Annotated in this window: 20 protein-coding genes and 1 pseudogene; 13 read left to right on the top strand and 8 right to left on the bottom strand. The window is 72.5% G+C overall.

What is annotated here, in order from left to right:
* Nucleotides 1-86: 86 nt before the first annotated feature.
* On the bottom strand, nucleotides 87-3,242 hold the full coding sequence (locus ACH4E7_RS11185) for a bifunctional cytochrome P450/NADPH--P450 reductase (protein WP_396248822.1): 3,156 nt from the start codon (nucleotides 3,240-3,242) through the stop codon (nucleotides 87-89).
* Nucleotides 3,243-3,424: 182 nt separating this feature from the next.
* Between ACH4E7_RS11185 and ACH4E7_RS11180 the strand changes: the two genes are divergently transcribed.
* From ACH4E7_RS11180 to ACH4E7_RS11170, 3 genes are all read left to right on the top strand, one after another.
* A complete protein-coding gene (locus tag ACH4E7_RS11180; protein ID WP_396248745.1) occupies nucleotides 3,425-4,105 on the top strand; it encodes a LuxR C-terminal-related transcriptional regulator in 681 nt (226 codons plus the stop codon).
* 114 nt (nucleotides 4,106-4,219) lie between these two features.
* Nucleotides 4,220-4,429 carry a hypothetical protein gene (locus tag ACH4E7_RS11175; RefSeq protein WP_396248744.1) on the top strand — a complete coding sequence of 70 codons (210 nt, stop codon included), beginning with the start codon at nucleotides 4,220-4,222 and terminating at the stop codon, nucleotides 4,427-4,429.
* A 152-nt stretch (nucleotides 4,430-4,581) separates the two neighbouring features.
* Nucleotides 4,582-5,085, top strand: coding sequence for an LURP-one-related/scramblase family protein (locus tag ACH4E7_RS11170; RefSeq protein ID WP_396248743.1), 504 nt, complete (start codon nucleotides 4,582-4,584; stop codon nucleotides 5,083-5,085).
* A 47-nt stretch (nucleotides 5,086-5,132) separates the two neighbouring features.
* Here ACH4E7_RS11170 and ACH4E7_RS11165 read toward each other — a convergent pair whose 3' ends face one another.
* Nucleotides 5,133-6,800 carry a histidine decarboxylase gene (locus ACH4E7_RS11165; RefSeq protein WP_396248742.1) on the bottom strand — a complete coding sequence of 556 codons (1,668 nt, stop codon included), beginning with the start codon at nucleotides 6,798-6,800 and terminating at the stop codon, nucleotides 5,133-5,135.
* A gap of 161 nt (nucleotides 6,801-6,961) precedes the next feature.
* On the opposite strand from ACH4E7_RS11165, the gene ACH4E7_RS11160 reads away from it, so the two are divergent.
* Nucleotides 6,962-7,453, top strand: coding sequence for an Lrp/AsnC family transcriptional regulator (locus tag ACH4E7_RS11160; protein ID WP_355674737.1), 492 nt, complete (start codon nucleotides 6,962-6,964; stop codon nucleotides 7,451-7,453).
* A 22-nt stretch (nucleotides 7,454-7,475) separates the two neighbouring features.
* On the opposite strand, the gene ACH4E7_RS11155 is transcribed toward ACH4E7_RS11160, so the two are convergent.
* Nucleotides 7,476-8,132 carry a TetR/AcrR family transcriptional regulator gene (locus tag ACH4E7_RS11155; protein WP_396248741.1) on the bottom strand — a complete coding sequence of 219 codons (657 nt, stop codon included), beginning with the start codon at nucleotides 8,130-8,132 and terminating at the stop codon, nucleotides 7,476-7,478.
* A 91-nt stretch (nucleotides 8,133-8,223) separates the two neighbouring features.
* On the opposite strand from ACH4E7_RS11155, the gene ACH4E7_RS11150 reads away from it, so the two are divergent.
* The 3 genes from ACH4E7_RS11150 to lanL all read left to right on the top strand — a co-directional run bounded on the left by ACH4E7_RS11150 (nucleotide 8,224) and on the right by lanL (nucleotide 11,765).
* Nucleotides 8,224-8,859, top strand: a complete 636-nt coding sequence (locus tag ACH4E7_RS11150; RefSeq protein ID WP_396248740.1) for an NAD(P)-dependent oxidoreductase — start codon at nucleotides 8,224-8,226, stop codon at nucleotides 8,857-8,859.
* Nucleotides 8,860-9,099: 240 nt separating this feature from the next.
* Nucleotides 9,100-9,267, top strand: coding sequence for an SflA family class IV lanthipeptide (locus ACH4E7_RS11145; RefSeq protein ID WP_396248739.1), 168 nt, complete (start codon nucleotides 9,100-9,102; stop codon nucleotides 9,265-9,267).
* A 2-nt stretch (nucleotides 9,268-9,269) separates the two neighbouring features.
* Nucleotides 9,270-11,765, top strand: a complete 2,496-nt coding sequence (lanL, locus tag ACH4E7_RS11140) for a class IV lanthionine synthetase LanL (RefSeq protein ID WP_396248738.1) — start codon at nucleotides 9,270-9,272, stop codon at nucleotides 11,763-11,765.
* Between the two features lie 72 nt (nucleotides 11,766-11,837).
* On the opposite strand, the gene ACH4E7_RS11135 is transcribed toward lanL, so the two are convergent.
* The 3 genes from ACH4E7_RS11135 to ACH4E7_RS11125 all read right to left on the bottom strand — a co-directional run bounded on the left by ACH4E7_RS11135 (nucleotide 11,838) and on the right by ACH4E7_RS11125 (nucleotide 14,646).
* Nucleotides 11,838-12,284: a hypothetical protein gene (locus ACH4E7_RS11135; protein ID WP_396248737.1), complete on the bottom strand. Its 447-nt coding sequence runs from the start codon at nucleotides 12,282-12,284 to the stop codon at nucleotides 11,838-11,840.
* A 147-nt stretch (nucleotides 12,285-12,431) separates the two neighbouring features.
* The gene (locus ACH4E7_RS11130) at nucleotides 12,432-14,246 is read right to left on the bottom strand and encodes an alkaline phosphatase family protein (RefSeq protein ID WP_396248736.1); all 1,815 of its coding nucleotides are present in this window, start codon (nucleotides 14,244-14,246) and stop codon (nucleotides 12,432-12,434) included.
* 178 nt (nucleotides 14,247-14,424) lie between these two features.
* Entirely contained in the window at nucleotides 14,425-14,646 is a 222-nt protein-coding gene (locus ACH4E7_RS11125; protein ID WP_396248735.1) for an RICIN domain-containing protein, read from the bottom strand.
* Nucleotides 14,647-14,725: 79 nt separating this feature from the next.
* Between ACH4E7_RS11125 and ACH4E7_RS11120 the strand changes: the two are divergent.
* Nucleotides 14,726-15,211: pseudogene (locus ACH4E7_RS11120) on the top strand (IS200/IS605 family accessory protein TnpB-related protein); the annotation flags it as partial.
* A 31-nt stretch (nucleotides 15,212-15,242) separates the two neighbouring features.
* Here ACH4E7_RS11120 and ACH4E7_RS11115 read toward each other — a convergent pair.
* A complete protein-coding gene (locus tag ACH4E7_RS11115) occupies nucleotides 15,243-17,630 on the bottom strand; it encodes a ricin-type beta-trefoil lectin domain protein (RefSeq protein ID WP_396248734.1) in 2,388 nt (795 codons plus the stop codon).
* 310 nt (nucleotides 17,631-17,940) lie between these two features.
* Between ACH4E7_RS11115 and ACH4E7_RS11110 the strand changes: the two genes are divergently transcribed.
* The 4 genes from ACH4E7_RS11110 (at nucleotide 17,941) to ACH4E7_RS11095 (ending at nucleotide 22,777) form a co-directional block, all read left to right on the top strand.
* A complete protein-coding gene (locus tag ACH4E7_RS11110) occupies nucleotides 17,941-18,987 on the top strand; it encodes a substrate-binding domain-containing protein (protein WP_396248733.1) in 1,047 nt (348 codons plus the stop codon).
* Between the two features lie 97 nt (nucleotides 18,988-19,084).
* Nucleotides 19,085-20,731: a sugar ABC transporter ATP-binding protein gene (locus ACH4E7_RS11105; protein ID WP_396248732.1), complete on the top strand. Its 1,647-nt coding sequence runs from the start codon at nucleotides 19,085-19,087 to the stop codon at nucleotides 20,729-20,731.
* A complete protein-coding gene (locus ACH4E7_RS11100) occupies nucleotides 20,728-21,768 on the top strand; it encodes an ABC transporter permease (protein ID WP_396248731.1) in 1,041 nt (346 codons plus the stop codon). The genes ACH4E7_RS11105 and ACH4E7_RS11100 overlap by 4 nt, the downstream gene beginning before the upstream one ends.
* Before the next feature lie 214 nt (nucleotides 21,769-21,982).
* A complete protein-coding gene (locus ACH4E7_RS11095; protein WP_396248821.1) occupies nucleotides 21,983-22,777 on the top strand; it encodes a DeoR/GlpR family DNA-binding transcription regulator in 795 nt (264 codons plus the stop codon).
* Between the two features lie 3 nt (nucleotides 22,778-22,780).
* On the opposite strand, the gene galK is transcribed toward ACH4E7_RS11095, so the two are convergent.
* Nucleotides 22,781-23,926: a galactokinase gene (galK, locus tag ACH4E7_RS11090; protein WP_396248730.1), complete on the bottom strand. Its 1,146-nt coding sequence runs from the start codon at nucleotides 23,924-23,926 to the stop codon at nucleotides 22,781-22,783.
* Nucleotides 23,927-24,145: 219 nt separating this feature from the next.
* Between galK and galT the strand changes: the two genes are divergently transcribed.
* Entirely contained in the window at nucleotides 24,146-25,255 is a 1,110-nt protein-coding gene (gene galT / locus ACH4E7_RS11085; protein WP_396248729.1) for a galactose-1-phosphate uridylyltransferase, read from the top strand.
* Nucleotides 25,256-25,259: the final 4 nt, after the last annotated feature.

Below are 25,259 nucleotides of genomic sequence, written 5' to 3'. Positions count from 1 at the left end.
CCCGGCCACGGATCCCGACCCACTGATCCCGGGGCCGACTGCCCGCTGCTCCGAAGCAGTGGGCAGCCGGCCCCGGTGTGCGGGGCTCAGCCCGCGTACACGTCCTCGACGTAGCGGCCGCCCTCGACCAGCCCCTGCAGCCAGTCCCACGCCTGCTGCTCGTCCGCCCCCGGCGTGCGCTGGCGGTAGAGCGCCCGGAACGCGTCCCGCACGCCCGGCGCCATCCGGGCGCCGTCGCCGCAGACGTACACCTCCGCGCCGGCCACCAGCAGCTCCCAGACCTCCGCCGCCTCGACGGCGATGCGGTCCTGGACGAAGCGCTGCCCGTCCACCGGCCGCTCGCTGAACGCGGGCCGCATCGAGACCGCGCCGGCCCGCTCGGCCGCCTCCAGCTCGGCTCGGTGCAGGTAGTCCGCCTCCGGGTCGTCACAGCCGAAGTACAGCAGCGCCGGGGCGAGTTCGCCGCCGCCGTCGACCAGCGCGCACCGGTCGGCGACGGCCCCGCGGAAGGGCGCCAGGCCGGTCCCGGCCGCGATCATGATCACCGGGGTGTCGTGACCGATCCGGAACACCTCCCGGCACGGCTGCACCCGGGCGCGCACGGTGTCGCCGACGGCCACCCGGTCGAGGTAGCCGGAGCCGGTGCCCCGGAAGGTGCCCCGGCCCGAGCGGGCCGGCGCGCTCAGCACCGAGACCATCAGGTCGACCTGCCCCGCGTCACCGGCGGGCGAGGAGGAGATCGAGTAGTGCCGCGGCCGGATCGGCGGCAGCAGCTCCAACAGCACCGGCCAGCTCAGCCGCTCCCGCAGGGCCGGGTGGTCCTCGATCAGGTCCAGCAGGGTGCGCTGGTCGTCGGCGGGCAGCGCCCGCAGCGCGGCCTGCTCCGGCGGGCAGGGGTTGAGACCGGCCAGTAGGACGCGCTGCTCGGCGCTCGGCCGGTCCTGCAACTCGACGTGGTGGGTGAGCAGTTCGCGCACCGTCAGCGGACGGTCCACGGCCAGGCCGGTACGCCGGTGCGGCGTGATGGAGAGCACGGTGTCGAGGTCGGCGCCGAACAGCTTGGCGGCGCGCTCGACCAGCTCCGGGTCGTTGGCCGGGAGCACGGTGAGGTGATCGGCGGTCCGGTAGTCCACCCCCTCCGGCAGGGCCAGCCGGACCAGCCGCTTCACCCGGTGGTACGCCGGGTCGGTCAGGCTGTCGACGGCGGTGACGGTCAGCTCGCCCATGCCGTGCCGGGCGGCCAGCGCGTCCGACGGGCCGCCGACCAGCTCGGTCACCGTGTACGCGGCCTCCTCCTGCCGTACGGCCGGGGCGTCGGCGTCCCCGTAGCGCTCCAGCAGGGCGACGCCCAGCGCATCGGTGAACGCCCGGACCGCACCGGCCAGGTCCCCGGAGGCGTCGGCCTCGGCGCGGGCCAGCAGCCGGGTGCCGCCGAGGGCGGCGAGCCGGTCGTCGATCAGGGCGGGGATGCGCTGGTAGGTGGCGGCATAGGTGCGGTCGCCGATGCCGAGCACCGCGTACTCGACCCCGTCGGCCGCCCCGTCCTCCTGCAGCCGGCGGACGAACACGGCCGCGTCGTCGGTCGGTTGGCCGTTGTACGAGGCGGCGGTGATCACCACCGGGCGGTCGGTGGGCAGGCCGGCCGCATAGGCGTCCAGCGGGGCGATCTCGGTGGCGCAGCCGAGTTCGGCGGCGACGTCCGCGAGTTGGCGCGAGAACTCGCGACAGGCGCCGTAGTTCGAGCCGTGCAGGAGCAGCAGGCCGGTCCCCTGCCGTACCCGGCCGGGGAGCTCGGACCGGGCGGCCCGCTCGGCCGCGGCCTCGACCGGCTTCGCTGCAGGCGCGGGGGTGCGCGGGGCGAGGGCGAGGGTGAACTCGTCGGGCTTGATGGTGAGGGTCTGCTTGATGGTCAGCCGGTAGTCGGCGTGGTCGATCAGCCGGTAGCGGTGGACCAGCATGGCCAGCAGCATGGTGGCCTCGTGGAGCGCGAACTGCCGCCCGATGCATGCGCGTTCGCCGGTGCCGAAGGGCTTGAAGGCGTGCGGCGAGCGGGCCTCCTCGCGCTCGGGGTCGAACCGGGACGGGTCGAACAGCTCCGGGTTGTCACCCCAGGCCGGGTCGCGGTGCAGCATCGGGGTCACCACGAAGATCGGCAGCCCGGGGCGGACCGGGATCCGCCCGCCGAGCAGGGTCTCCTCGCGCGCCTCCCGGCTGAACTGGGGCGCCGTCGGCCACAGCCGCAGCGCCTCGTTGAGCACCTGGCGGGTGTGACGCAGCCGTCCGACGTCCTCGTACGAGGGCTCCGGGTCGGCCTGGTCGCCCCAGAGCGCGTCCACCTCCCGCTGGAGGCGCCGGAGTTCGGAGGGGTGCTTGGACAGGTAGTACAGCGCGAAGGAGAGCGCGCCCGAGGTGGTCTCGTGACCGGCGATCAGGAAGGTGATCACCTGGTTGCGGATGTTCTCGATGTCCAGCCGGGTGCCGTCGACGGGGTGCACCGCGCCGAGCATCAGCCCGAGCAGGTCCTCGGCCGGGCCCTGCTCGCCGCTCCCGGCCCGGGCGGCGATCACCTCGTCCACCACCCCGGCCAGGTAGTCGGCGTCGGCCCGGAACGCGGCGTCGCGCTCGCTGTGGTCGAGCTGCGGGTCGCGGGTGAGCCGGGTCATCGCCCAGTCCAGGCAGCGCACCATCGCCTCGACGAAGGGGTGCGGCTCGTCCCGTTCGAAGGAGCCGAAGTCGAAGCCGAAGCCGGCCAGCCCGATGGTGTCCAGGGTCATCCTGGTCATGTCGCCGGGCACGTCCACGGTCAGCCCGGCGGCCGAGCGGCGGTCCCAGGAGTCGATCAGCCGACGGGCCACCCGCAGCATCACCGGGTGGTAGGTGCGCAGCGAGCCGAGCGCGAAGGCCGGCACCAGGATGTCGTGCGCCCGGGCCCAGTTGGGCTCCTCGTTGTAGGCGGTGAACAGGCCGTCGCCGGTGAACTCGCGGACGTTCTCCAGCGCCGGGCCGACGGCCTTGCGGAACCGCTCCTCGTCGGCCAGTTCCTCCACCAGCTCCAGACTGCTGACCATCACGGTGTCCCGCCCGTGCAGCCGCTGGACGAAGGCCGGGCCGTGCGCTCTGACCAGCTCGATGGTCCGCAGCACGGGGGCGGAGACCGGCGGCAGCCCGGAGATGTCCACCAGGGGGACGTTCTGGGCCTCCGTCGGCGCCCCGGTCGCCGGGGTCGGCTCGGCCTCGGTCATGGTCTCGGTCATCGCTTGGTCCCTCCCAGGCAGGAAAGTTCTCGACTCCTCCACTCTGCGCCCCCCGGACACCCCCATGGCAACGATCACTACATGATTGTGTAGTGCCAGCGGCATCCGGAGACTTGCCCACGACCCGTCAGATCTGATGCGGGCCGGCTGCCGCGGGAGGAGAGCGGAGCATGCGACCGACCGACGGCTGCGGTCCGGCGCCCGGCACCCGGCTGGACGCCGCGGTGATCTGGCGCAATCGGGCGCTGCGTCTGCTGGACCATGTGCCGCTGCCCATCGCCGTGGTGAGGTTCGGCGGCGCGATCCTGATCGTCAACCGCGCAATGGCGGCCGAATTCGGCCTGCTGCCAGGGCAGTTGCACAACCGTCGGATTCTCGAGTTCTTCACCCTGCAGGACAGCGCCACCCTGCAGGCGCTCACCGAGGCCGTCCGGCTGCACCGCCGCTCGCAGTACCCGGCCCGGGTGTCCTGGACGCCCTCCAGCGGCGGCGAGCGCCACGGCGAGATGACCGTCGACCTGGTCAGCGACACCCCCGAGCAGACCCCGAACCTCCTGCTCTCGCTGCGTGCCCTCGACGAACCCGCCGCCCGGCCCGCGCCGCCGACGGCGGACCCGAGCGCCGAGGCCAGTCCGATCGAGGCCCGCATCCTCGCCGCGGCCGCCCGGGGCGCCACCACCGCCCGGATCGCCAAGGAGATCGGCCTCACCGCGGACGGCGTCAACTACCACCTGGCCCGTCTCACCCGTCGCTGGCAACTGCCCAACCGCACCGCCCTGGTGGCCCGCGCCTACGCCCTCGGCGTCCTCACCCCGGGCGCCTGGCCCCCGGAGGTGGCCGGGCCCCGGTGACACGGCGGCCCTGTCCGATACCGCTCCCCCGTTGCACCGGAGAACCGCCCGCACGGCCTGCGAATGGACGCGCCCGACTCGCCGCCGTCGCAGTCGCATGCTGCCGTAAGACACATGATCACTACATCGCTGGCCCGTCTGGCCGTCCCGCTCGCCACCGCCCTCGTCCTCGCCGGTTCCGCCCCCGCCTGGGCGCTCCCGTACGACGTCACCGCCGAGCAGTGCCAGGCGGCCGGCGGCACCGTGCAGGGCGGCGGCTACTGCGTCGGCGCCGTCGGGCAGGACGAGTGGGGGGCCGACATCGACGGGCAGGGCATCGCCTAGGCCCCAGGCCGACGTCACCGTGGTGTAGGGGGAATGTCGCGGACCGGTAAAAGCACCACCCCCCGCCCCTCCCCCGCGCTGACCAGCCGCTACGCTCTGGGCCGCGCCGGGCCGCAGGGCCGGCGGAGACGATCTACCACGGGGGAACCGCTGTGCGTTACCTGGTCCGCGACCGCATGTTCGCCTTCCATGAGGAGGCTTGGATCGAGACGGAGCACCGGGAGAAGCTCTACCGCGTCAACCGGAAGTTCTTCCGGCTGCGCCGCACCTTCGCCCTGGTCGACACCCGCGGCGAGCACGTCGCGAGCATCGTCCGCAAGGCCTTCACGATCCACCACACGCTGCTGATCAAGCAGGACGGCGCCCTGACCGCCAAGATCAGCAAGAAGATGTTCACGCTCTTCGGCGACCGCTTCAAGGTCCGCCTCCAGGACGGCCGGCGACTGAAGGTCAGCGGTAACCTCTGGGACCGCGAGTTCGACATCCAGCACGAGGGCACCACCCTGGCCCACATATCGCGGCGATGGTTCACCGTCCGCGACGCCTACGCCGTGGACGTGCTCGACGAGCAGGAGGCACTGCTGCTGGTCATCCTCGCGGTCTGCGTCGACCACGTCCTCCAGGACGCCAAGGGCGACCAGCTCACCAACCTCTGAGCGCCGACAGCCCCCCGGCCGTCGGCCGGGGGGCTGTCAGTGGCCGCTCACCGGCCCAGGATCGCCGGGTCCTCGGCGAGTTCGGCGAGCAGGGCGTCCAGCTTGGCCCGGTCGACCGAGGGCATCACGAAGACGTGGACGTAGCTGCGCCGGGTGGCCTCGTCGCCCGGGACCATCAGCACGTCCTGGGAGGACAGCGACCACTTGGCCACCAGCTCCGGGCTCGGCTTGCGGAACCGCACGGTGACGGCCCCCGGGGTGCGGGCCGGCCAGAGCTCGACGCCGAGCTCCTGCTCCATGGCGGTCAGTCGGCGCTCCAGGTAGGCGGCGAGCTCCTGGGCCTCGCGGATCCGGTCCACCTGGTCCCGGTAGGAGTAGCGGGACAGGTGGTCCCAGAGGATCAGCGGCGAGAAGCCGTTGCGGGAGCCGGCGAAGGTGGTGTCCGGCGCGCCGATGTAGTCCGGCTGGGACGGCGGCGAGATCTGGTACTTCACCTTGGTCATGTAGATGCCGCACGGCCACGGCGCACCGGCCCACTTGTGGCCGCTCATGGCGATCGAGGAGACCATGTCGACCTCGCCGTGCTCGGCGGTGGGCAGCCGCAGGCCGAAGTCGAACTCGGGCAGCTCCACCTCGGGGGTCCAGCCGTACTCCCCCGGCTCCTGGGCGGCCAGCCGCAGGAACGGCGCGTAGCCGGCGCCGAGCGCGCCGTCCACGTGGATCCAGAAGCCGCGGCGAAGGTCCACCAGCGGCTCCCCGGTCTGCGGGTCGGTGCCATATACCACCTCGCGCTGGACCAGGCCGTACCGCTCGAAGATCGGCAGCAGCCGCTCGCAGACCTCGCGGACGTTGTCGTGGGCGCCCTTGAAGGTGCTGCCGAGGTTGAGGTTGACGAAGATCGGGTGGCCCTTGGCGGCGAAGAACTCGACCAGCACGGCGAGGGCGTCGACGTCTATCTCGCCGGTGCCGTCCCAGGAGAGTCCGGACGGGCCCGGGCGGGACGGGACCTCGGTGGGCCAGCTGCGCAGGCCCGTCACCGGGTCGACCAGCGGGCACTCGTCGGCGTACTTCTCCAGGCCCACGGCGTGGAAGGTCTCCACGCCCAGGACCCGGACGGCCTTGGCGAAGGAGTAGTGGGTGTCCTCGGAGTAGAACGCGACCGGGTGGTGGGCGTTCGGGTTCCGCCGGTCGGGCGCGGCCTTGACGTAGCGCAGCGCGTCGAAGGGGGCGGTCGGCGGCTGGATCAGCGCCTTGCCGCTCAGGTAGTCGCGGGCGTTCCAGAGGGCGTACATGTTGCCCTCGGTCGAGCCCATGGACAGCATGTAGCCCCAGTAGGACTCCGGGTCGGCCGGGTCGTGCGGGCGCTCGGCGTGCCAGAGCCTGGCGTAGTAGTCGAGGACGGCCCGCTCGACGACCTTGGTGTTGGGCTTGTAGCCGCCGCTCTGGAACGGGTCACCGAGGTTGTTGATGTTGTTCGGCAGGAACCGGGCGAGGTCCAGCGCGGTGCCCTGCATGTCCTGGGTGGCCTGGTAGCCGACCAGGTGCTTGCGCTTGCGGGTCAGGTACTCGTCGACGGCGTCGAGCGCGCGCAGCCGCCGGGCGTCGTCCAGGCCGTCCGCGGGGAGCGCGAAGTCGCGGCCGTCCAGCTCCGGGCCGGGGTCGACGACGGTCGGGGCTGCGGTCGGCGCGAAGGTGGCGGACGCGGTCGGGCTCATGGGCGGGGCGCTCCGAAAGTTGCTGCGGACGGCGACGTGCGTTCATCGCCAGCGGCAAGGATGGAACTTTCGCGGGATCCAGGGAAGCTCCTCCGAAGAACATTCGGTTCCGACCCGATCGGGTTTGCGGATCTGCGGAACGGGCTGGAATTCTGGCAGGTATGCCGAACAATCCGCAGGCCCGGCGAGCACCCCTCGACGAGGTGGACCGGGCGATCATCCGCGCTCTGGCCGACAACGCCCGCCTCCCGAACAACGCCCTGGCGGCGGCCGTCGGCATCGCCCCGTCCACCTGTCTGACCCGCGTCCGCGCCCTCCAGGAGCGCGGCACCATCCGCGGTTTCCGCGCCGAGCTCGACCCCGCCGCGATCGGGCTGCCGCTGCAGGCGATGATCTCGGTGCGGCTGCGCGCCCACACCCGGGAGCAGAACGAGAGCTTCCGCGGCACCGCCCCGGACCTTCCCGGCGTCCTGGCGGTCTTCCACATGGCCGGCTCGGACGACTACCTGCTCCACGTCGGCGTCGCGAGCCCCGAGGCGCTGCGCGATTTCGTGGTCGACCACCTCACCACCCACCCGGCGGTCGCCCAGACCCGGACCAACCTGATCTTCGAGCAGATACCGGGCCGCCGCTACCTCGCGCCCGAGCGCTGACGGCCTGGACCCGCCCGCCGGCTCAGGCCTCCGGGGCCTGGATGCCGCCGAGCAGGGCCCGGACCGTCGTGCGCGCGAACTCGTCCAGGGCGGCGGGGCGGATGGCCTCGGCCGGGCCCTCGCCGGCGTAGAAGACCTCCAGGAAGGCGCGGTGGAAGCAGGCGCCGATCAGCAGCATCGCGGCGGCGTCCGGGTCGACGTCGGCGGCGACCCGCCCCAGCCGCCGTTCGGCGCGCAGGTAGTCGGCCAGATGTGAACTGACGTGGTGCGGACCGGCGTCGTCGAGCTTGCGGCGGTGGGCGGCGAGCAGTTCGGGGCTGGCGAGCAGCCCGCCGGCCATCGGGAACGACTGCCGGTAGAACGGCACGGCGACCACGACCACCGCTTCCAGGTGCTCACGCACCGTGCCCTGCCCGGCCCGCTCGGGAAGTTCGGCGACGGCGGCGGCCAGGCGCGGGGCGCGTTCGCGCAGGACCCGGACGAAGATCTCCTCCTTGTCCCGGAAGTGCTTGTACAGCGCCGCCTCCGAGCAGCCGGCCTCCCGGGCGATCTGCTTCGTGGTGGCCCGGACCAGCCCCACCGTGCCGATCAGCCGGGCGGCGGCGTCCAGCACCCGGGCCCTGGTCAGCGCCGCCCCGGTCAGCGGCTCGACTCCCTCACGCGTCCCCTCGTTCGTCATGGGCACCAGCCTACCTTGACAGGTGGGTGAACACTCACCCACCATCGGGACGAGAAGGAAGTGAGCACTCACCCACCCCCTGGGAGGGGTCATGGAACTCGCTGTTCTGGGCGCCACCGGCGGCATCGGCCGCCACCTGGTCACCCTCGCCCTCGCCGACGGGCACCGGGTCACGGCCGCCGTCCGGGACCCGGCCCGGCTGCCCGTCCGCCACGACCGCCTGACCGTGGTCAGGGCCGACGCCCTCGACCCCGCCTCGCTGCAGCCGGTGATCGAGGGCGCCGACGCCGTCCTCTCCGGCATCGGCCAGGCCGGCCGGACCGACCCCCTCAAGCCCGCCTCGACCTCCGCCCGCGCGGCGGCCACCGCCATGGCGACGGTCGGGGTGCGCCGCATCCTCGTGGTCAGCGCCGCACCGCTCAACCGCTCCGGGGCCGGGCAGTCCTTCCTCACCGCGAAGGCCTTCGGCCCGCTGCTCTGGGCGGCGCTCCGGGACGCGTACACCGACCTGGAGGCGATGGAGCGCGTGCTGCGGGACAGCGACCTGGACTGGACGGCCGTCCGGCCCCCGCGGCTGACCGACCGGCCCGGCCGGGGCCGTTACCGGCACGCCGTCGAGTCCGGACCGGCCGGGACCACCGTCCCGCGCGCCGACGTCGCACGGGCCATGCTGGACCTGGTCACCGACCCGACGAGCTTCCGGCACGCCGTCGGCGTCAGCTCCTGACCCGACGGCCGACCGTCGAAGGACCGTCCACGATTCCTCCACGGATGTGTCCGACAAGTGGAGTTGATGCGTCCCGACCCCTTGCCAGGCCCATCGTTCCTCCCTACCTTCGTGGATCAGGAACCCGGACCTTCGTGGATCAGGCACCCGGCCCGATCGGGCCCGCCGGTTCGCCGCGACCGCAATCCGCGCCGTCGCCATCGCCATCGCCAAAGGCACGACCAGACCTGGAGGCGCCACATGCCCGTAACCCTGATCGACGAGATCCGCGACGCAGGCCCGCTGGTGGTCGATGACGAGGCCATCGTGTTCGAGGGCGACGACCGCGGCGACCACGAGGCCACGGCCTGCCTGGCCGACCCGTGGGTGACCGCCACCACCCGCTTCGCCTGCGACTTCAACTCCTGACGGTGACCGGTTCCATCGCCGGCCGCAGCGGATGGTCCGACGACACCTGGTCGTACCTGAACGATCCGCGGATGCCGGCGATGGAACACGGCTGGAAGCTGCACGTCTCGGCCCGCCCGGGCGGGCTCGACACCGTGGTCGACCTCGTCCTGCCGGTGCTGGCGCGGCACGTCTGCCACGCGAAGTGGGCCAGGGATCCGGAGACCCTGCGGGCGATCAACTCCGGCGTGTCGAGCGCCGGTTCCGTCGGGAAGGCGATCACGGTCTACCCGGCGCCCGGCACCCTGGTCGCGCTCGCCGAGGAACTCGTCGCCGTGTTGCGCGGCCGGGAGGGCCCACAGATCGTCAGCGACCGGCGGGTCGATCCGCACTCCCCCGTCTACTACCGCTACGGGCCCTTCACCGGCGACTACCGGACCGGCCGCAGCGGGCGGCTCGAATCGGTCATGACCGGCCCGGACGGCCGGGTCTTCGACGGCCTGGCCGGCGGCTCCTACCGCTGCCCGCCCTGGGCCGAGGACCCGTTCGAGCACCGGACCGCCGCGCCCCACGCCCCCTCCGGGTTCGACGGCGGCCGCTACCGCGTCACCGCCGGGATCTCGCGCAAACCGCAGGGCAACGTCTACCGCGCCCTCGACCGGGCCACCGGGCTGCCGGTGGTCGTCAAGCAGGCCCGGGCCTTCGTGGCCGAGGACGAGTCCGGTGCGGACACCCGGGACCGGCTGCGCAACGAGCGGACGGTCCTGACCGCGCTCGACGGCGTCACCGGGGTGCCCCGCGCACTCGACTACTTCCGGCAGCGCTCGGACGAATACCTGGTGATGACCAGCTGCGGCAACCGGGACTTGCGGCGACACGTCCAGGAGAACGGCCCGTACCGGGACGGCGCGCTCCCGGACCTCGCCGGACGGCTGCTGCGCGTCCTGGACGGCGTCCATCGCCGGGGCGTGGTGGTCCGGGATCTCAAGCCCGACAACGTCGTACTCGACTCCGCCGGGCGCTGCCATCTGATCGACTTCGGGATCAGCGCACTGCACGGGGTCGGTCCCGACGGCTCGACGCCCGGCTACAGCGACCCGGTCCGACGCGCGCCGGGCGCGGCCGAGCCCGCCGACGACTACTACGCGCTGGGCGCCACGCTCTGCTTCGCCGCCACCGGCATGGACCCGGTGATCGTCGACGCCGACAAGGCCGTCAACCGGGACCGCACCCTGGCGGGGCTGGCGTGGGCGCTGCCCGGTGCCGAACACCGGCACGTCCGGGCGGTGATCGGCGAGTTGATGAGCTTCGACCCGGCCGTACGAACCGCCGGGGCCGGCCGGCTCCGCACCGGGGTGCCGGCGGCGTCCCGGGTGGCCGTACGGCTCCGCTTCGACCACGGTCTGCTTGAGGAGATCATCGAGCACACGACCGCGTACTGCGTCGAGGAGGCCCGCCGGATCGTCGACCCCGCGGCCGCTTCCCGGGCCGGCATCCCGACACCGGTCGACGTCTACGGCGGCAGCTCGGGGCTCGGCCTGGAGCTCCTCCACCACCCGCACCGGCCCGGGGTGCGCGACGCCGTCGACGCGCTGGCGCGCTGGACGGCGCGTCAGTCCAGGAGTCTGTCGCCGGGCTTCTACTCCGGCCGGACCGGCGTCGAGCTCTTCCTCACCGAAGCGCGCATCGAGTCGGCGGTGAGCCCGCCCGCCCTGCCGGCCTCGGGCCCGGGCGGCGGACCACCGGAGGCAGACCTGATCGAGGGCGTCGCCGGAATCGGCATCGGCCGCCTGCTGCTCGCCCGGCACGCCGCCGGGACCGGCAACCGCGAACTCGCCGACCGGCACCTCGCCGTGGCCGCCGCGTGCGAGCGGATGCTCGCCGCCGGCGCGGCCCGGCTCACCCCGGAGGGGGCCGACACGCCCGGCAGCGCCGCCCTGCGCGACGGACTCGCCCACGGCGAGGCGGGCGTGGCGTACTTCCTGCTCGAATTCGGCAGCGCGACCGGCGATCCCGATGCGCTCCGCCGGGCCCGACAGGCCTGCGCCCGGCTCGCCGCCGTCACCCCGCGCATCCTCGCGACGGCGGGCGAGCCGGGGGCGACCCGCCGTTACGGCTCCTGGTGCCGGGGCCTGGCCGGGATCGGGTCGGTGCTGGTCCGGGCCGCCGACCGCCTGGAGGAACCCGGGTACCTCGCCCTCGCCCAGCGGGCCGCGCGCGGCTGCGCCGAGCTGGCGCCCCGGATGCCGCTGGTCACCCAGTGCTGCGGGCTGTCCGGGGTCGGCGAGCTGCTGGTGGACGTGGCCGGGGCGACCGGGTCGGAGGAGTTCCGGAACGCGGCCGAGACCGTCGCGGCGATCATCCTGAGCCGCAGCGGCGGCACCCCGTCCCGTCCGGTGTTCCCGGACACCGGCCTCACCCGCTCCAGCGCCACGTGGGCCGGTGGCTCCGCCGGGGTGCTCGCCTTCTTCCGGCGGCTGCACGACCGGGGCGGCCGCCGACTCGGCCTCATCGACTGACGGCCCCGAATCGGGCCTCTACGGGCCCACCCGCTGAGGGACGAGCCTTCCTCCGGGACGTGTCGGGTGCCGTCACCAGTCCATGCTGCGCCTGGCGAGGACCGCCATGGCCACGGCTGCGGGCAGTTCGACCAGTAGGGCCATGGCCAGCGCCACGTACCAGTCGCCGCCGCCCTCCGCAGTCATCACGTCGAACCAGGCGTCGAGCAGCAGCAGCGTGGCGGTGGCGGCCCCGGCCAGCGCGACCAGGCGCGAGCGGCGGACCAGCAGCAGCGCGGTGGCGATCAGGCCGGTGCACTGGAGCAGGTCCATCCCGATCCACACGGTGGACCAGTTCCTGACCTCGGCCTGCCCGCGGGTGGTCGACCCGAGCACCAGGATCCACCCGAACAACAGCGCCGCCACCACGACCAACCCGCCGGCCACCGCCTTGCGCGGGCGTTCCGAGGCCGGGGCGTCCGCGCCGAGACGGTCGAGCAGGGCGTGCAGCGGTCGGGGGTCCCGTATACGACTCTCCATGATCGGAAACCTACCGTCACGCGGCCACGGGGCGGCCCCTGTGGGGGCCGCTCGACACTGAGCAGCCCCGGGGCGCGACAGCCCGGCGCCAGGGGTCTGGCCGACCCCACCGCACCGGGCTGTCGATCACCCACCGAGGAGCCGGCGTCAGCCGACGGTCAGCCGGAACGGGCCGGCCAGCACCGAGTAGCCGTCGTTGGCCAGGTAGTAGGCGTCGTAGCCGCCGGCGCCGTTCAACTTGCCGGTGGAGAAGGTGACCGCGCCGCTCTGGTTCGGCGTGTAGGACCAGGTCAGCGCGGAGCGGGAGCCGGGGGTAACGCCCGCCGGGTAGATGCCGACCCAGTTCTTGGCGCCGGCCTGGGAGGCGTTCGGCAGAGCGTAGCGGAGGGTGACGTTGCCGCCGTTGGCCACCGCGTTGAGGTCGCCGGTCAGCGTCGGGCCGGTGGCCGTGGCGGGGGCGAAGGCGGCGTTGAGCGGCGTGGCGTAGGTGTCGTTGCCGGTCAGGCCCGGCAGGCCGAGGGCGGACTCGATGGTGCGGCCGACGCCGTAGTGGTCGTAGTGCAGCGGGCTGCTGGTGGCGGCCGGGACGGTGCCCTGGGAACCGACGACGACGGTGGCGAGGTGGTTGTAGCCCTCGTTCTGGCTCTCGTCCCAGGTCAGGATGAGCAGCGAGCGCTGCTGGGTCCAGGCCGGGGAGGACAGCACCGGGGCGAGGGTCTGCTGCAGCCAGCCGTCCTGGGTCTTCAGGCTGGTGGCGCTGCCGTTGCCGGAGGCCTCGCCGTCGTAGTAGTCGTCGGCGGCGATCCAGGAGAAGTCCGGCGTGGTGGCCGCGGACTGCAGGTCGGTGGTCAGCTGGGAGGTGTCGAACAGGTGCGCCGCGCAGCGGGCCGGGTTGCCGCTGATGTCGGCGTAGTTGATGAACGGCGCGTCGTCGGGCATGTAGTAGCTGTCGTAGTTCTTGGTGGTGTTGCAGGGCGTGCCCATGCCCTGCTCGTAGGCCTTCCAGGTCTTGCCGGCGTCCTCGATGGTGTCGCCGAGGTTGCGCTGCGGGGAGTTGATGTTGGGCCAGTAGGTGGCGCCCTTGGTGTAGGTGTCGCCGCCGGCGACGGCGAGGTAGTTCTCGTCGCTGGGGTGGTAGACGCCGTGGGAGTCCGTGAGGGTGGCGCCCTGGGACATCAGGCTGTGGATGTACGGCGTGTCCGTCGGGTCGTTCATGATCTGGGAGTAGTCGGTGTTCTCCATCATGACCGTGAACACGTGGTCGTAGCCCGGCACGGCGGACGCGGGCGGGGTCAGCGGCGCGGGCGCGGCGACCGAGGTGTCGAGGGTGAGCGCGAGGTTGTCCAGGTAGCCGGTCTCGCTCGTGGTGGAGAGGAACTGCACCTCGACCTGGATCGAGCGGGTGCCGGCCGGGACGGCTCCGGTGGCGTTGCGGGAGAGGAACTTGGTGCTCAGGCCCCGGTCGGTGGCGGAGACGGTGGGCAGCTTGGCGGTCGCGCCGAGCGGGCTGCCGCTGGCGTCCTGGAAGTGCAGGCTGACCGCGACGTAGCCGCCGTAGGTGGTCCAACCGCCCAGCCATCCGGAGAGGTTGAAGTGCACTCCGCCGCCGTCGATGGCGCCGGCGGCGGAGGAGACGTCGACGGTCTGCGACATCGCGCCGTCCCCGAAGTTGCCCGGGCCGAAGAAGGCCTTGCCGGGGGTCCGGCCGTCGCTCGGCAGGCCGAAGGAGCCCACCGAGTGGCACATGACGTTGACGCCGCCGGCCTGGACCGTCCAGCCGGGGACGGTGCTGGCGGCGCTCCAGTCGTTGGTGCAGTAGCCGCCGGCCTCCGCGTCGCCGTTGACGATCAGGTTGCCGCTGCCGCCCGCCGCACCGGCGGTGGTGGGGGCGGCGACGACGAGCGCGCCGACGAGGGGAAGGGTAGCGAACAGCCCGCCGAGGGGGCTCCAGCGCAGTCGCATAGGGGGTACCTCGTCCCGTTGGTGAGGGTGGGTGCGCCATGGCTGTTCGCCATGGGCGGGACATAAGTACCGGTCGGCGCTGTCCGGCGGAAGAACTTCGGCCGAACTTGACCAGACAACTTTGAGCAGCCGGGCGACCCGGGCCGGTTGGCGCCCCGGCCCGGGCCTCCCGGGAGTGTCAGGAGACGGTCCATTCCTGGTTGGTCTTGCCCGTCCCGCAGGTCCACTGGACCACCTGGGCGCCGTCGGCGGTCGAGGCGCCGCACTTGCCGCTGTTCAGGCTGCTGACGGTGTGGTTCGCGGGCGCGGCCAGCGGGGTGACGGCGGTGTTGGCGAAGTCGACGTGCTGGAAGCCCCCGACGGCCAGGCCCGTCTGACCGAAGCCGTGGCTCGCGTCCACGACCGACGCGACCTGGGCGTGGTCGATGGACGCGGTGACGGTTCTGGCCCGCCCTGCATGGCCAGCGTGAGGTTGCGCCCGGGAGAAGCACGGCCGCAAGAAGCGATTCCGGCCGCTCATCTCGAGCATTCCCACCGGCAGACTCCGCGCCCGGCTGCTGTCCATGTGCGCGGAGGCCGGAATCGGCGTGATCGCCGTCGATCCCGCCTACACCAGCATGTGGGGGGCCGAGCACTGGCAAAAGCCCCTCTCCACTGACCGTCGCCCCGTCAGCCGCCACCAGGCGGCAGGCGTGGCGATCGGACGACGCGCCCTCGGTCACAGGATCAGGCGACGGACGGCACCGCCCCGCCGGCACCAGAGCGATGCCGGCGGGCATCGGACCGCCCAGGCCCGACCCGATGACCGGGGACGTGAGGAAACCCGCCCCCGCATCCCCGGACCACGGACACGATCCCTGTCGCCGGGCGCGGAGCGAAAGCGGGCGACCAGTGCATCCAAACCCGTTCGGGATGCGCCAGCTGCGCAGGTTTGGGTCCAAGACTCACTCCTGCTCACTGGTTAGGAACGGTGGGCCGCATGACGCCCCGGTTCCGCTACGGCAGGGTCCAGCGCTGGTTGGCGCCGCCGCTGCAGTCCCAGATCTCCAGCCGGGTGCCGTTGGCGGTGGCGAAGGCCGGGTCGTCGAGGCAGCGGCCGGACTGGACGCCCTTCAGGGTGCCGTCGGGCTGGGGCGTCCACTGCTGGTTGGCGCCGCCGTTGCAGTCCCAGAGCTCGACCGGGGTGCCGTTGGCAGTGCCCTGGCCGGTGACGTCGAGGCACTTGCCGTTGTGGGTGAGGGTGCCGTTGGTCCGGGTCCAGGTCTGCGTCGCGCCGCCGTTGCAGTCCCAGAGCTGCACGGCGGTGGAGCCCGGGGCGTCCACGCACGTGCCGGGCAGAGCGGAGGTGATCGGACCGGTGTGGGCGGACGGCGTGCCGGGGGTGAGGGTGAAGTCGTCGAACTGGTCGGTTTGGTAGCCGGTCACCCCGAGGCCGGCCTGGCCGTTGGTGTAGCCGGCGTCGGTGGCGCTGCCCACGGTGACACCGTCGACGGTCGCGGTCAGGGTGGAGTCCTGGAGGGAGAACGCCACGGTGTGCCAGCTGCCGGTGCCCGGGGCGGTGATGGTGCCGCTGGCGAGGGTGGTGAAGTTCCAGCTGGTGTCGCTCTTGTCGATGGACCAGGCGCCGGTGTCGCTGACCCGCAGGTGGTAGGCGTTCAGGCCGTTGTTGTTGCGGCCCTGCTGGTTGACCCGGCCGAGCAGCTCGACGGTACTGGACTGCTCGAAGAGGGTGTCCGCGGTGACGGTGTAGTTGGACCAGCTGCCGTCGCCCATCATCGTGTACGGCGCGTCGTACGGCTCGTCGGTCCAGCGGATCGGTGTGGTCGGGGCCATCTGGCGCAGGCAGGTGCCGGTGCGCCCGCCGCCGCAGGGGACGGTCTGGAAGGCGCCGTTCATGTCGGTGAAGTACTTCGGGGAGGTCGTCGTGGCCGGGGTCTCGAAGCCGTCCGCGTACGGCAGTCGGAGCGGGGCGGCGGCCGGCGCGGTGGCGCCGCCCTTGCCCTGGCCGGTCGTGGTGGTGACGGAGTAGACGTGGCCGGGCTGGAGGGTGAGCGTGTAGCCGCCCTTCACCGGGGTGAGGTCCTGGGTGTGGACGAACCAGGCCGCCGGGTCGGCGGAGTTGAGGTCGGTGTCCCAGACGTGGACCCGGCCGGTGGACAGTCCGCCGGTGACGGTGAAGTTAAGGCTCTGGGCGGCGGTGGCGTCCATGGTCTCGATGACGGTGCTGTAGTCGCTGTTGTTCGGCGACTTCAGCGTGACGTAGCTGCCGTTGCCGCGCGCGCCGCCGAGGTAGCCGCCGGCGGAGTCGATGTAGCGCCAGCCGGGCATGGCGAACTGGGTGGTGTGCGCGGTGACCCAGGTGGTCTTCCCGATGCTGTAGTGGCCGGACCAAGGCTGGTCGGCGATCGACATGCCGTCGGTGGAGAAGTACAGGTTCGGGTAGAGCGCGGCGATGACCGGCCAGTTGATGAACGAGGTCATCTTCCCGTCGAGGTAGTCGCGGTTGAGCGCGCGCGCCACCGACGGCGCACCCGCGTCGGCGTCCTCGGAGCCGTTCTCGCTCGCCCACAGCGGCTTGCCCAGGGACTGGGCGTTCGCGGTGCTGGGGCAGGAGTTGAAGGCGCCGAGGTAGCCGCACGGGTAGTGGACGCCGACGATGTCGACCGCGTTCTTGAACGCCGGGTCGGTGGTCATGGCGTCGGCCACGTTCCAGCCGTCGTCGGCGGCGACCACCTTGGTGGCGTAGCCCTTGGCCACCAGGGTGCTCTTGAGGTTCTCGTACCAGCTCTTGTCGAAGCCGCGCTCGTTCCAGCCGCCGAGGTAGTCGATCGCCAGGTGGCGCTGCTCCGCGCAGCCCATCCAGTTCATCAGGTAGCCGACGGTGTCCTGGGACCAGAAGTCGCCGTTGCCGATCCAGCCCGGGGCGCCCCAGGACAGGCCGTAGAGCTTGATCCCGGGGTTGCGGGCCTTGGCCTGTTCGGCCAGCCACCACTCGTAGCCCTGACCGCAGTCGACGGTGCCGGCGGTGTGCTCGATGCTGGGCTCGGCGCCGTCGGTGGAGTTGGTGTCGCCGCCGATCTCCAGCTTGAGCACCTGCAGTGAGGCGCCGTAGCCGGGCTTGAACAGGTAGTCGAGCAGCTGGCTGCGCTGCGGCTCCGGGTAGTCGACCAGCAGTCGGGAGTTGCCGCCGCCCCCGGAGATGGCGCCGACCCCGTCGAAGGTCAGGCCCGGCTTGGTGCCGTCGACGGTGATGGCGGTGGACACGGTGGCCGGGGTGGCGGCCGGGGTGGCCGGTGCGGCGGCGTGGGCGGTGGACGAACCGAGCAGCAGGAGCAGGATCGCACCGGCAGCCTGGCATGTTCGTGATAAGTATCGGAGGCCCATGGGTGTCTCCAACGATGGGTGAGAGTGGGGGATTGTGATTGATCGCGCCAAATCATGCGGCTTGACGAAGCATCGGTCAACAACTTCCAACAGACCTGACACTCGACCAGGGCCAAAGTGACGGACCGTCGAGACATCCAGGGCACGGGCATAACGAGACGGTTTCGAATCCGGCGGGCGAAGCGTCCAACGCTTGACGCACGCATGAACCGGGCGTTTCCCTTGTACCTCATCGCGTTTGATTGCGATGTTTTTTGATCGGTTGTGTTGCTTCTAGTCGGCCGGTCCAACACCCTCAGGAGCCCCCACCATGCACCCCTCCGTCCGTAGCCGCCTGGCCCAGACCGCCGCGCTCGGCCTCGCCGCCGTCCTCGGCCTGACCGCGTGTTCCACCGGACAGACCTCCTCCGGCGGCGACGCCTCGGTGGCGCCGGTGTCCGGCAAGATCTCGATCACCTACCTGCAGAAGCAGGGGGATCAGCAGTACTTCGTGGACGAGGCCGCGGGCGCGAAGGCCAAGGCGGCCGAACTCGGCGCCGACCTGAAGGTCGTCAACCTCGGCAACGACGCCAACAAGACGGTCAGCGAGGTGCAGTCCGCGATCGCGCAGAAGAGCAACGGCCTGATCATCGTGGTGCCCGACCCCGCGGTGGGCCCCCAGGTCGTCCAGACCGCCCGGGACGCCAAGGCCGCGCTGCTCACCTCCGACGACCAGGTCTGCGCCGGCGGACCCTCCCCCGCGCAGTGCGCGGCCACCGACCTGGTGCCGCGGATCGGCTTCTCCGGCCAGCAGATGGGCCAGCAGGTCGGCCAGCGCGCCGCCGAGGAGTTCAAGAAGGCCGGCTGGAACCCGGCGGACACCCGGATCATCTCCGCCTGGAAGCAGGACGTCACCGTCTGCGGCGACCGCGTGAAGGCCGCGAAGGAGGCCTTCGACCAGGCCGTGCCGGGTGTGCAGGCCATCGACGTCGCCACCGACAACACCCCGACCGGCGCCCAGGACAAGGTCGCCGCCACCATCACCGCCAACCCGGGCGTCAAGCACTGGGTGACCTGGGGCTGCAACGACGAGAACGTCCAGGGCGCCGTCACCGCCCTGCAGAACGCCGGGGTCGCCCCGAACGACATCGACGGCGTCGGCCTGGGCGCCTACCTGGCCTGCAAGGACTGGGCCGCCGGCAAGCCCTCCGGCATGAAGGCCGCCCTGTTCATCAACGGCAAGGACGTCGGCGCCCTCGCGGTGCAGACCATGTTCGACAAGCTCAAGAACGGCAAGGACTTCCCGAAGGAGGCCTTCGCCCCCACCAAGATGGTCGACGCCACCAGCTGGCAGTCCGCCGGCGTGTCCTGCAGCTGACACCGCGTCCGGCCACCGGTGCGGCGGGCGACTCCGAACCGCCGCACCGGCCCGCGTCCTTCGAAGACCGTACCCCCGCGCCGCCAACGAGGCCCCGATGACCGCACCTGAACCCGTCCCCGCCCCACCCCCCGGCAGCTCCACCGGCTCCGCGCCCGGCGCATCGCCCGGTCTGAGCGCCGAGGGGGTGTCCAAGCGCTTCGGCACCGTCCAGGCGCTGAGCGACGTCACCCTCACCTTCCCGCCCGGCCAGGTCACCGCCCTGATGGGCGAGAACGGCGCCGGCAAGTCCACCCTGCTGCGCATCCTCACCGGCGACCACCGCCCCACCGCGGGCCGGGTCCTGCTGGACGGCGAGGCCCTCGACCTGCACTCCCCGCAGGACGCCCGGCGCGCCGGGATCCGGATCATCCCGCAGGAACCCGAGATCATCCCCCATGTCTCGGTCGCCGAGAACGTCTACGCCGGATCGCTGCCCCGCACCGGGATGCGCCGCCTCGACCGCGCCGAGCTGCGCCGCCGGATCACCGCGGACCTGCACCGTCTGGGCTTCGACAAGGTCCTCGACCCCGATCTTCTCGGCTCCGAACTCACCGCAGCCCAACGCCAGTTGGTCGAGATCCTGCGGGCCCTGACCGGCGCCGTCCGGCCGCGCGCGATCGCCTTCGACGAGCCGACCTCCTCCCTCTCCGAACACGAGGTCGAGGCCCTGTTCGCGCTGATCGGGAGGCTGCGCGACGAGGGCATCGCGGTCATCTACGTCTCGCACCGGATGAAGGAGATCTTCCAACTCGCCGACGGCATCGCGGTGCTGCGCGACGGCCAGGTCGCCGGGGTCGTCCGGGCCGCGACCACGGACGAGAGCGCACTGGTGAAGCTCATGGTCGGCCGGGACCTCTCCGCCCTCTTCGTGCGCCAGCAGGTCGCCACTGACCGGGTCGTCCTGGACGTCCGGGGCCTCACCACCGACGACGTCAGCGACATCAGCCTGCGCGTCCACGCCGGGGAGGTCGTCGCCCTCGCCGGACTGATCGGCGCCGGACGCTCCGAACTCGCCCTCGCCCTGGCCGGCGACGCCCCCGTCCGCTCCGGAACCGTCGAGCTCAACGGCGAGGTCCTGCGACTGCGCGACCCCCGCGCCGCCATCACCGCCGGCATCGGCCTGGCCCCCGAGGAGCGCAAGGCCCAGGCCCTGTTCCTGCAGCGCACCATCCGCGACAACACCTCCCTGGTCAGCCTGGGCCGGCTGCGCCGCTGGCGGTTCGTCAGGCAGCGCCAGGAGAAGGCGCTCGCACAGGAGTACGCCGACCGGCTGCGGGTCCGGGCCCCCTCCGTCGAGGCGGAGGTCCGCACGCTGTCCGGCGGCAACCAACAGAAGGTCGTCCTCGCCCGCTGGCTCGCCCGCAAACCCGACCTGCTGATCCTGGACGAACCGACCCGCGGCGTGGACATCGGCGCCAAGGCCGAGATCTACCAGATCATCGCCGACCTCGCCCGCGAGGGCACCGCCGTCCTGGTCATCTCCTCCGAACTGCCGGAAGTCCTCGGCCTCGCCGACCGGATCGTGGTGATGCAGAACGGCCGCACCACCGGCGAACTCAGCCGCGACCAGGCCACCGAGGAGGCCGTCCTCGCCCTCGCCATGGCCGACGACCTCGCCATGGGCGACCTCGCCACCGCCCCCACCGTCGGCACCACCGCCCACGCACCGACCGGGCCGAACACCGCTAAGGACACCCGATGACCGCCACCACCTCCCCCAGCGCCCAGCTGCCGGAAGCCCGGCCGGGGGCCGGCCGGTCCGGCGGCCCGCGTGCCTTGCTCGCCGCGATCGGCGGGCAGAACCTCAGCCTGATCGGCGCCCTCATCGCCGTCGTCGCCCTCTTCGGCACGCTCAACCCCAACTTCGCGGGCTGGGACAACATCCAGGTCATCGCCGAGGCCGCCACCATCTCGGGCCTGCTGGCCGTCGTCCAGACCGTCGTGATCATCTGCGGCGGCCTCGACATCTCGGTCGGCTCCCAGGCCGGCCTGGCCTCCGTCACCAGCGCCATGGTCTTCACCTCCACCGGCAACAGCCCCTTCCTCGGCATCGGGGCCGCGCTCGCCATCGGCGCCGGCATCGGCCTGTTCAACGGCATCGTCATCATCTACGGCCGGGTCAACCCGACCATCGCCACCCTCGCCGGGCTGGCCGCCTACAAGGGCGTCGCCCAGCTGGTCTCGGACGGCCGCGCCCAGGGCTACGTGCTGGGCGACCCGGTCTTCGTCTTCCTCAGCCGAGGCAAGATCGCCGGGCTGCCCACCATGGTCTGGCTGCTCATCCTCACCGCGGCCGCCGTCCACGCCCTCCTCACCTACACCGACATCGGCCGGAACATCTACGCCATCGGCGGCAACGACACCGCCGCCCGCCTGGCCGGCATCAACCTCAACAAGTACCTGATCGCCGCCTACGCCCTCTCCGGCACCGTCGCCGCCCTCGCCGGCGTCCTCCTCACCGCACGCACCGGCAGCGGCCAGCCCGTCTCCGGCAGCGAGGGCCTGGAACTCCAGTCGATCACCGCCGCCGCCCTCGGCGGCTGCGCCCTCAAGGGCGGCAAGGGCAGCATCGGCGGCACCCTGCTCGCCGTGGCGCTGCTCGGCGCGCTGCAGAACGGCCTCACCGTCCAGGGCATCAACGCCTTCTGGCAGAACGTCGCCCAGGGCTCCCTGCTGGTCGCCGCCGTCGTCATCCAGCAGCGCCGCAACCGTGAACGCGCGGTCGGGCTGCCGGCCTGACCTCACGCTGTGCGGGGCCGGCCGCCCGATCGCCGGTACTGCTCCCGCCCGCAGCACCGGCGGTCCGGCTCCCGGCCCGGCGGTTCCGCCCCGTGCGGCTGACCAGCGGCAGCCGTGCGTACGCCGTTACCGGGCCGTTTAGGGTTAGTCTGCCGGACAGTGCGGAAGCGAATCGGGCACCCGTTCGACCGAAAGGGCCTTTGTGGCTGACCAGATGTTGCTCGCCCCCCAGCGCCAGGCGCTGATCCTGGAGGCGATCCGCCGGGCCGGCGCCGTGCGCGTCGCGGAGCTGGTCGAGCAGTTCGGCGTGTCGGACATGACCATCCGTCGTGACCTGGACGCACTGGCGCGCCAGGGCGCCGTGCAGAAGGTGCACGGCGGGGCGATGGCGACCGGGACCGCGAGCACGTACGAGCCGGGGTTCGACGCCAAGTCCGGGCTGGAGGAGGCCACCAAGGCCGCGCTCGCGGACGCCGCCGTCAAGCTGGTGGAGCCGGGCAGCGTGGTGGCCCTGTCCGCCGGTACCACGACCTACGCGGTCGCCGCCCGGCTGCTGGAGATCCCGCAACTGACGGTCGTGACCAACTCCCTGCCGATCGCCGACCTGCTCTGGACAGCCAGCCGCGACCGCGGCGAGGCCGTCCCGTCGCTGCTGCTGACCGGCGGTTCGCCCACCCGCTCGGCCGCTCTGGTGGGCGCCCTGGCCGATCAGACCATCCGCTCGCTCCATGTGGACCTGCTGATCCTGGGCGTGCACGGGGTGCACGAGCAGGCCGGTCTCACCACGCCCAACCTGGCCGAGGCGCAGACCAATCGGGCCCTGATCGCCTCGGCGCGCCGCACGGTCGTGGTCGCGGACCACACCAAGTGGGGCGTCGTCGGGCTCAGCAGCTTCGCGACCTTGGAGGAGGTCGACTGCTTCGTCACCGACGACGCCCTCCCGGCGACCGCCCGCGGGGTGCTCGCCGACGCGGTCGGCGAGCTCCTCGTCGTCCCGGCCGCCGGCTGAGACTCAGGCCACCCGCCGTGCCCCCGCCGAGGGCACGGCGGTGAACGCCACCGGCGCGGCGAAGCCCGCCGAGCCGAAGGCGGACCGCACCGCGTCCGAGACCGCCGTGACGTCCCCGGCCGCGACCAGCGCGATGACGGACCCGCCGAAGCCGCCGCCGGTCATCCGGGCCCCCAGCGCCCCGGCGGCGACGGCGGCCTCCACCGCGAGGTCCGTCTCGGCGCAGGACACCCGGAAGTCGTCGCGCAGCGAGGCGTGCCCGGCCGTCAGGATCGGGCCCAGCGCGGCGATCCCGCCGCGGTCGAGCCGCTCGACGGTCTCCAGGACGCGGCGATTCTCGGTCACCACGTGCCGCACCAGCGGCCGGAGTTCACCGGGCAGCCGGTCCAGCGCGGGGGCCAGGTCGGCGACGGCGAGGTCGCGCAGCGCGGGCAGCCCGAGCAGCTCGGCGGCGCGCTCGCAGCCGGCTCGCAGGGCGGCGTAGGCGCCGTCGCCGAGGTCGTGCTTGACCCGGGTGTCGATCACCAGCAGCCGCAGGCCCGCCGCCGCAAGGTCGAGCGGTACGTGCCGCTGCTCCAGGGTCCGGGTGTCGAGGAACAGCGCGGCGCCGTCCGTGCAGCAGGCGGAGGCCATCTGGTCCATCGCGCCGCAGGGCACGCCGACGAAGGCGTTCTCGGCCCGCTGGGCGAGCAGGGCGAGTTCGGGTGCGGCCAGGCCCAGCTCGTACAGGTCGTTCAGGGCCGCGGCCGTCGCGCACTCCAGGGCGGCGGAGGAGGAGAGTCCGGCCCCGGCCGGCACGTCGCTGTCGATGAACAGGTCGGCCCCGCCGACCGGGTGGCCCGCGTCGGCGAGGGCCCAGAAGACGCCGACCGGGTAGCCGGCCCAGCTCGCGACGACGCCGGGGGTCAGGCCGTCCAGCGACAGGTCGGTGATGGTGCCGTCGCCCTGGGCGCTGTACAGCCGCAGTCGTCCGTCCTCCCGGCGGCGGGCGGTGACCCGGGTGGTGTGCGGAAGGGCGACGGGCAGGACGAAGCCGTCGTTGTAGTCGGTGTGCTCGCCGATCAGGTTCACCCGGCCGGGAGCGGCCCACACGCCGGTCGGTCGGCCGCCGTGGACGGCCTCGAAGGTGGTGGCGGCCTCGTCGATCATCTGCTCAGCTCCAGTGCGCGGGGGAGAGGAATGCCAATTCCGACATAATCAAACATGATCGGGTCTCGCGGTCAACACATTCGCATGTCCAAGCCCACCTGCCCCAAGAGGGCCCGACCGAGAGTCGTCGGCCATAGACCGGCCATGTTGGCAACCGGTAGTATCTGTTTGATTCTGTTTGACCGGGCGGGCCGATGTCACAGACGAAGGAGAACAGCGGTGCACAAGACCGCCAGCAAGTTGGCCGACGGCCGCGAGCTCGTCTACTACGACCGGGAGCCGGGAGCGGCGCGCGACGCCCGGGACGAACGCCCCCTGGAGCCCGCGGTGAGCTTCTCCGAGATCCGGCTCGACCCGGTGCTCGGCGACTGGGTCACGGTGGCCGCCCACCGCCAGCAGCGCACCTACCACCCGCCCGCCGGCGAGTGCCCGCTGTGCCCCTCCCGGGACGGCCGGCTCAGCGAGATCCCGGCGGCCGACTACGAGGTGGCGGTGTTCGAGAACCGCTTCCCCTCGCTCGCCCTGGGGTCGGCCGAGCACGTGGCGGCCCACGAGGGCCTGCTGCACACCGTTCGGCCGGCGGCCGGCCGCTGCGAGGTGGTCTGCTTCACCTCCGACCACGACGCCTCCTTCGCGGACCTGGACGAGGCCAAGGCGCGACTGGTGCTGGACGCCTGGACCGACCGTACGGCGGAGCTGTCCGCCCTGCCCGGGGTGCGGCAGGTGTACTGCTTCGAGAACCGGGGCGAGGAGATCGGGGTCACGCTGGGCCACCCGCACGGCCAGATCTACGCGTTCCCCTTCATCACCCCGCGCACCGCCAAGATGATCGTCCGGGCCGAGGAGCACCGGGCGCGCACCGGACGGAACCTCTTCGAGGACCTCCTCGCCGCCGAGCGGGGCTCCCCCGAGCGACTGGTCCTCCGGGGCGAGCACTGGGTCGCCTTCGTGCCGTTCGCCGCGCGCTGGCCCTACGAGGTCCACCTCTACCCCAAGCGCCGGGTCGCCGACCTCACCGCGCTCGACGAGGCCGAACGCGCCGAGTTCCCCGGCCTCTACCTCGACCTGCTACGCCGATTCGACGCGCTGTTCCCCGCCGCGCCCGGCGCGGCGCCCAACCGGACCCCGTACATCGCGGCCTGGCACCAGGCTCCCGCCGAGGGCGGTGGTGAACTGGCGCTGCACCTGGAGCTGTTCACCATCCGGCGGGCCCCGGGCAAGCTCAAGTACCTGGCCGGCGTGGAGTCCGGGCTGGACGCGTTCGTCACCGATGTGAGCCCGGAGGGGGCGGCCGCCCGGCTCCGGGATGCCGCGACGCCAGGACGGTGAGGCG

Source organism: Kitasatospora sp. NPDC018058 (assembly GCF_044327205.1).
Taxonomy (GTDB): Bacteria; Actinomycetota; Actinomycetes; order Streptomycetales; family Streptomycetaceae; genus Kitasatospora.
The sequence above is the reverse complement of the archived record's forward strand: the minus strand, read 5'-3'. Positions and strand labels throughout refer to the sequence as shown.

Bases quoted from the DNA above. Each gene is read 5' to 3' on its own strand.
- galK (WP_396248730.1), bottom strand. From the start codon at position 23,926: ATGATCGACGAGGCCGCCACCACCTTCGAGGCCGTCCACGGCGGCCGA.
- ACH4E7_RS11160 (WP_355674737.1), top strand. From the start codon at position 6,962: ATGCCGAACAATCCGCAGGCCCGGCGAGCACCCCTCGACGAGGTGGAC.
- ACH4E7_RS11105 (WP_396248732.1), top strand. From the start codon at position 19,085: ATGACCGCACCTGAACCCGTCCCCGCCCCACCCCCCGGCAGCTCCACC.
- ACH4E7_RS11145 (WP_396248739.1), top strand. From the start codon at position 9,100: ATGCCCGTAACCCTGATCGACGAGATCCGCGACGCAGGCCCGCTGGTG.
- ACH4E7_RS11130 (WP_396248736.1), bottom strand. From the start codon at position 14,246: ATGCGACTGCGCTGGAGCCCCCTCGGCGGGCTGTTCGCTACCCTTCCC.
- ACH4E7_RS11135 (WP_396248737.1), bottom strand. From the start codon at position 12,284: ATGGAGAGTCGTATACGGGACCCCCGACCGCTGCACGCCCTGCTCGAC.
- ACH4E7_RS11150 (WP_396248740.1), top strand. From the start codon at position 8,224: ATGGAACTCGCTGTTCTGGGCGCCACCGGCGGCATCGGCCGCCACCTG.
- ACH4E7_RS11155 (WP_396248741.1), bottom strand. From the start codon at position 8,132: ATGACGAACGAGGGGACGCGTGAGGGAGTCGAGCCGCTGACCGGGGCG.
- ACH4E7_RS11110 (WP_396248733.1), top strand. From the start codon at position 17,941: ATGCACCCCTCCGTCCGTAGCCGCCTGGCCCAGACCGCCGCGCTCGGC.
- ACH4E7_RS11095 (WP_396248821.1), top strand. From the start codon at position 21,983: ATGTTGCTCGCCCCCCAGCGCCAGGCGCTGATCCTGGAGGCGATCCGC.
- ACH4E7_RS11165 (WP_396248742.1), bottom strand. From the start codon at position 6,800: ATGAGCCCGACCGCGTCCGCCACCTTCGCGCCGACCGCAGCCCCGACC.
- ACH4E7_RS11185 (WP_396248822.1), bottom strand. From the start codon at position 3,242: ATGACCGAGGCCGAGCCGACCCCGGCGACCGGGGCGCCGACGGAGGCC.
- ACH4E7_RS11180 (WP_396248745.1), top strand. From the start codon at position 3,425: ATGCGACCGACCGACGGCTGCGGTCCGGCGCCCGGCACCCGGCTGGAC.
- ACH4E7_RS11115 (WP_396248734.1), bottom strand. From the start codon at position 17,630: ATGGGCCTCCGATACTTATCACGAACATGCCAGGCTGCCGGTGCGATC.
- ACH4E7_RS11100 (WP_396248731.1), top strand. From the start codon at position 20,728: ATGACCGCCACCACCTCCCCCAGCGCCCAGCTGCCGGAAGCCCGGCCG.
- ACH4E7_RS11175 (WP_396248744.1), top strand. From the start codon at position 4,220: ATGATCACTACATCGCTGGCCCGTCTGGCCGTCCCGCTCGCCACCGCC.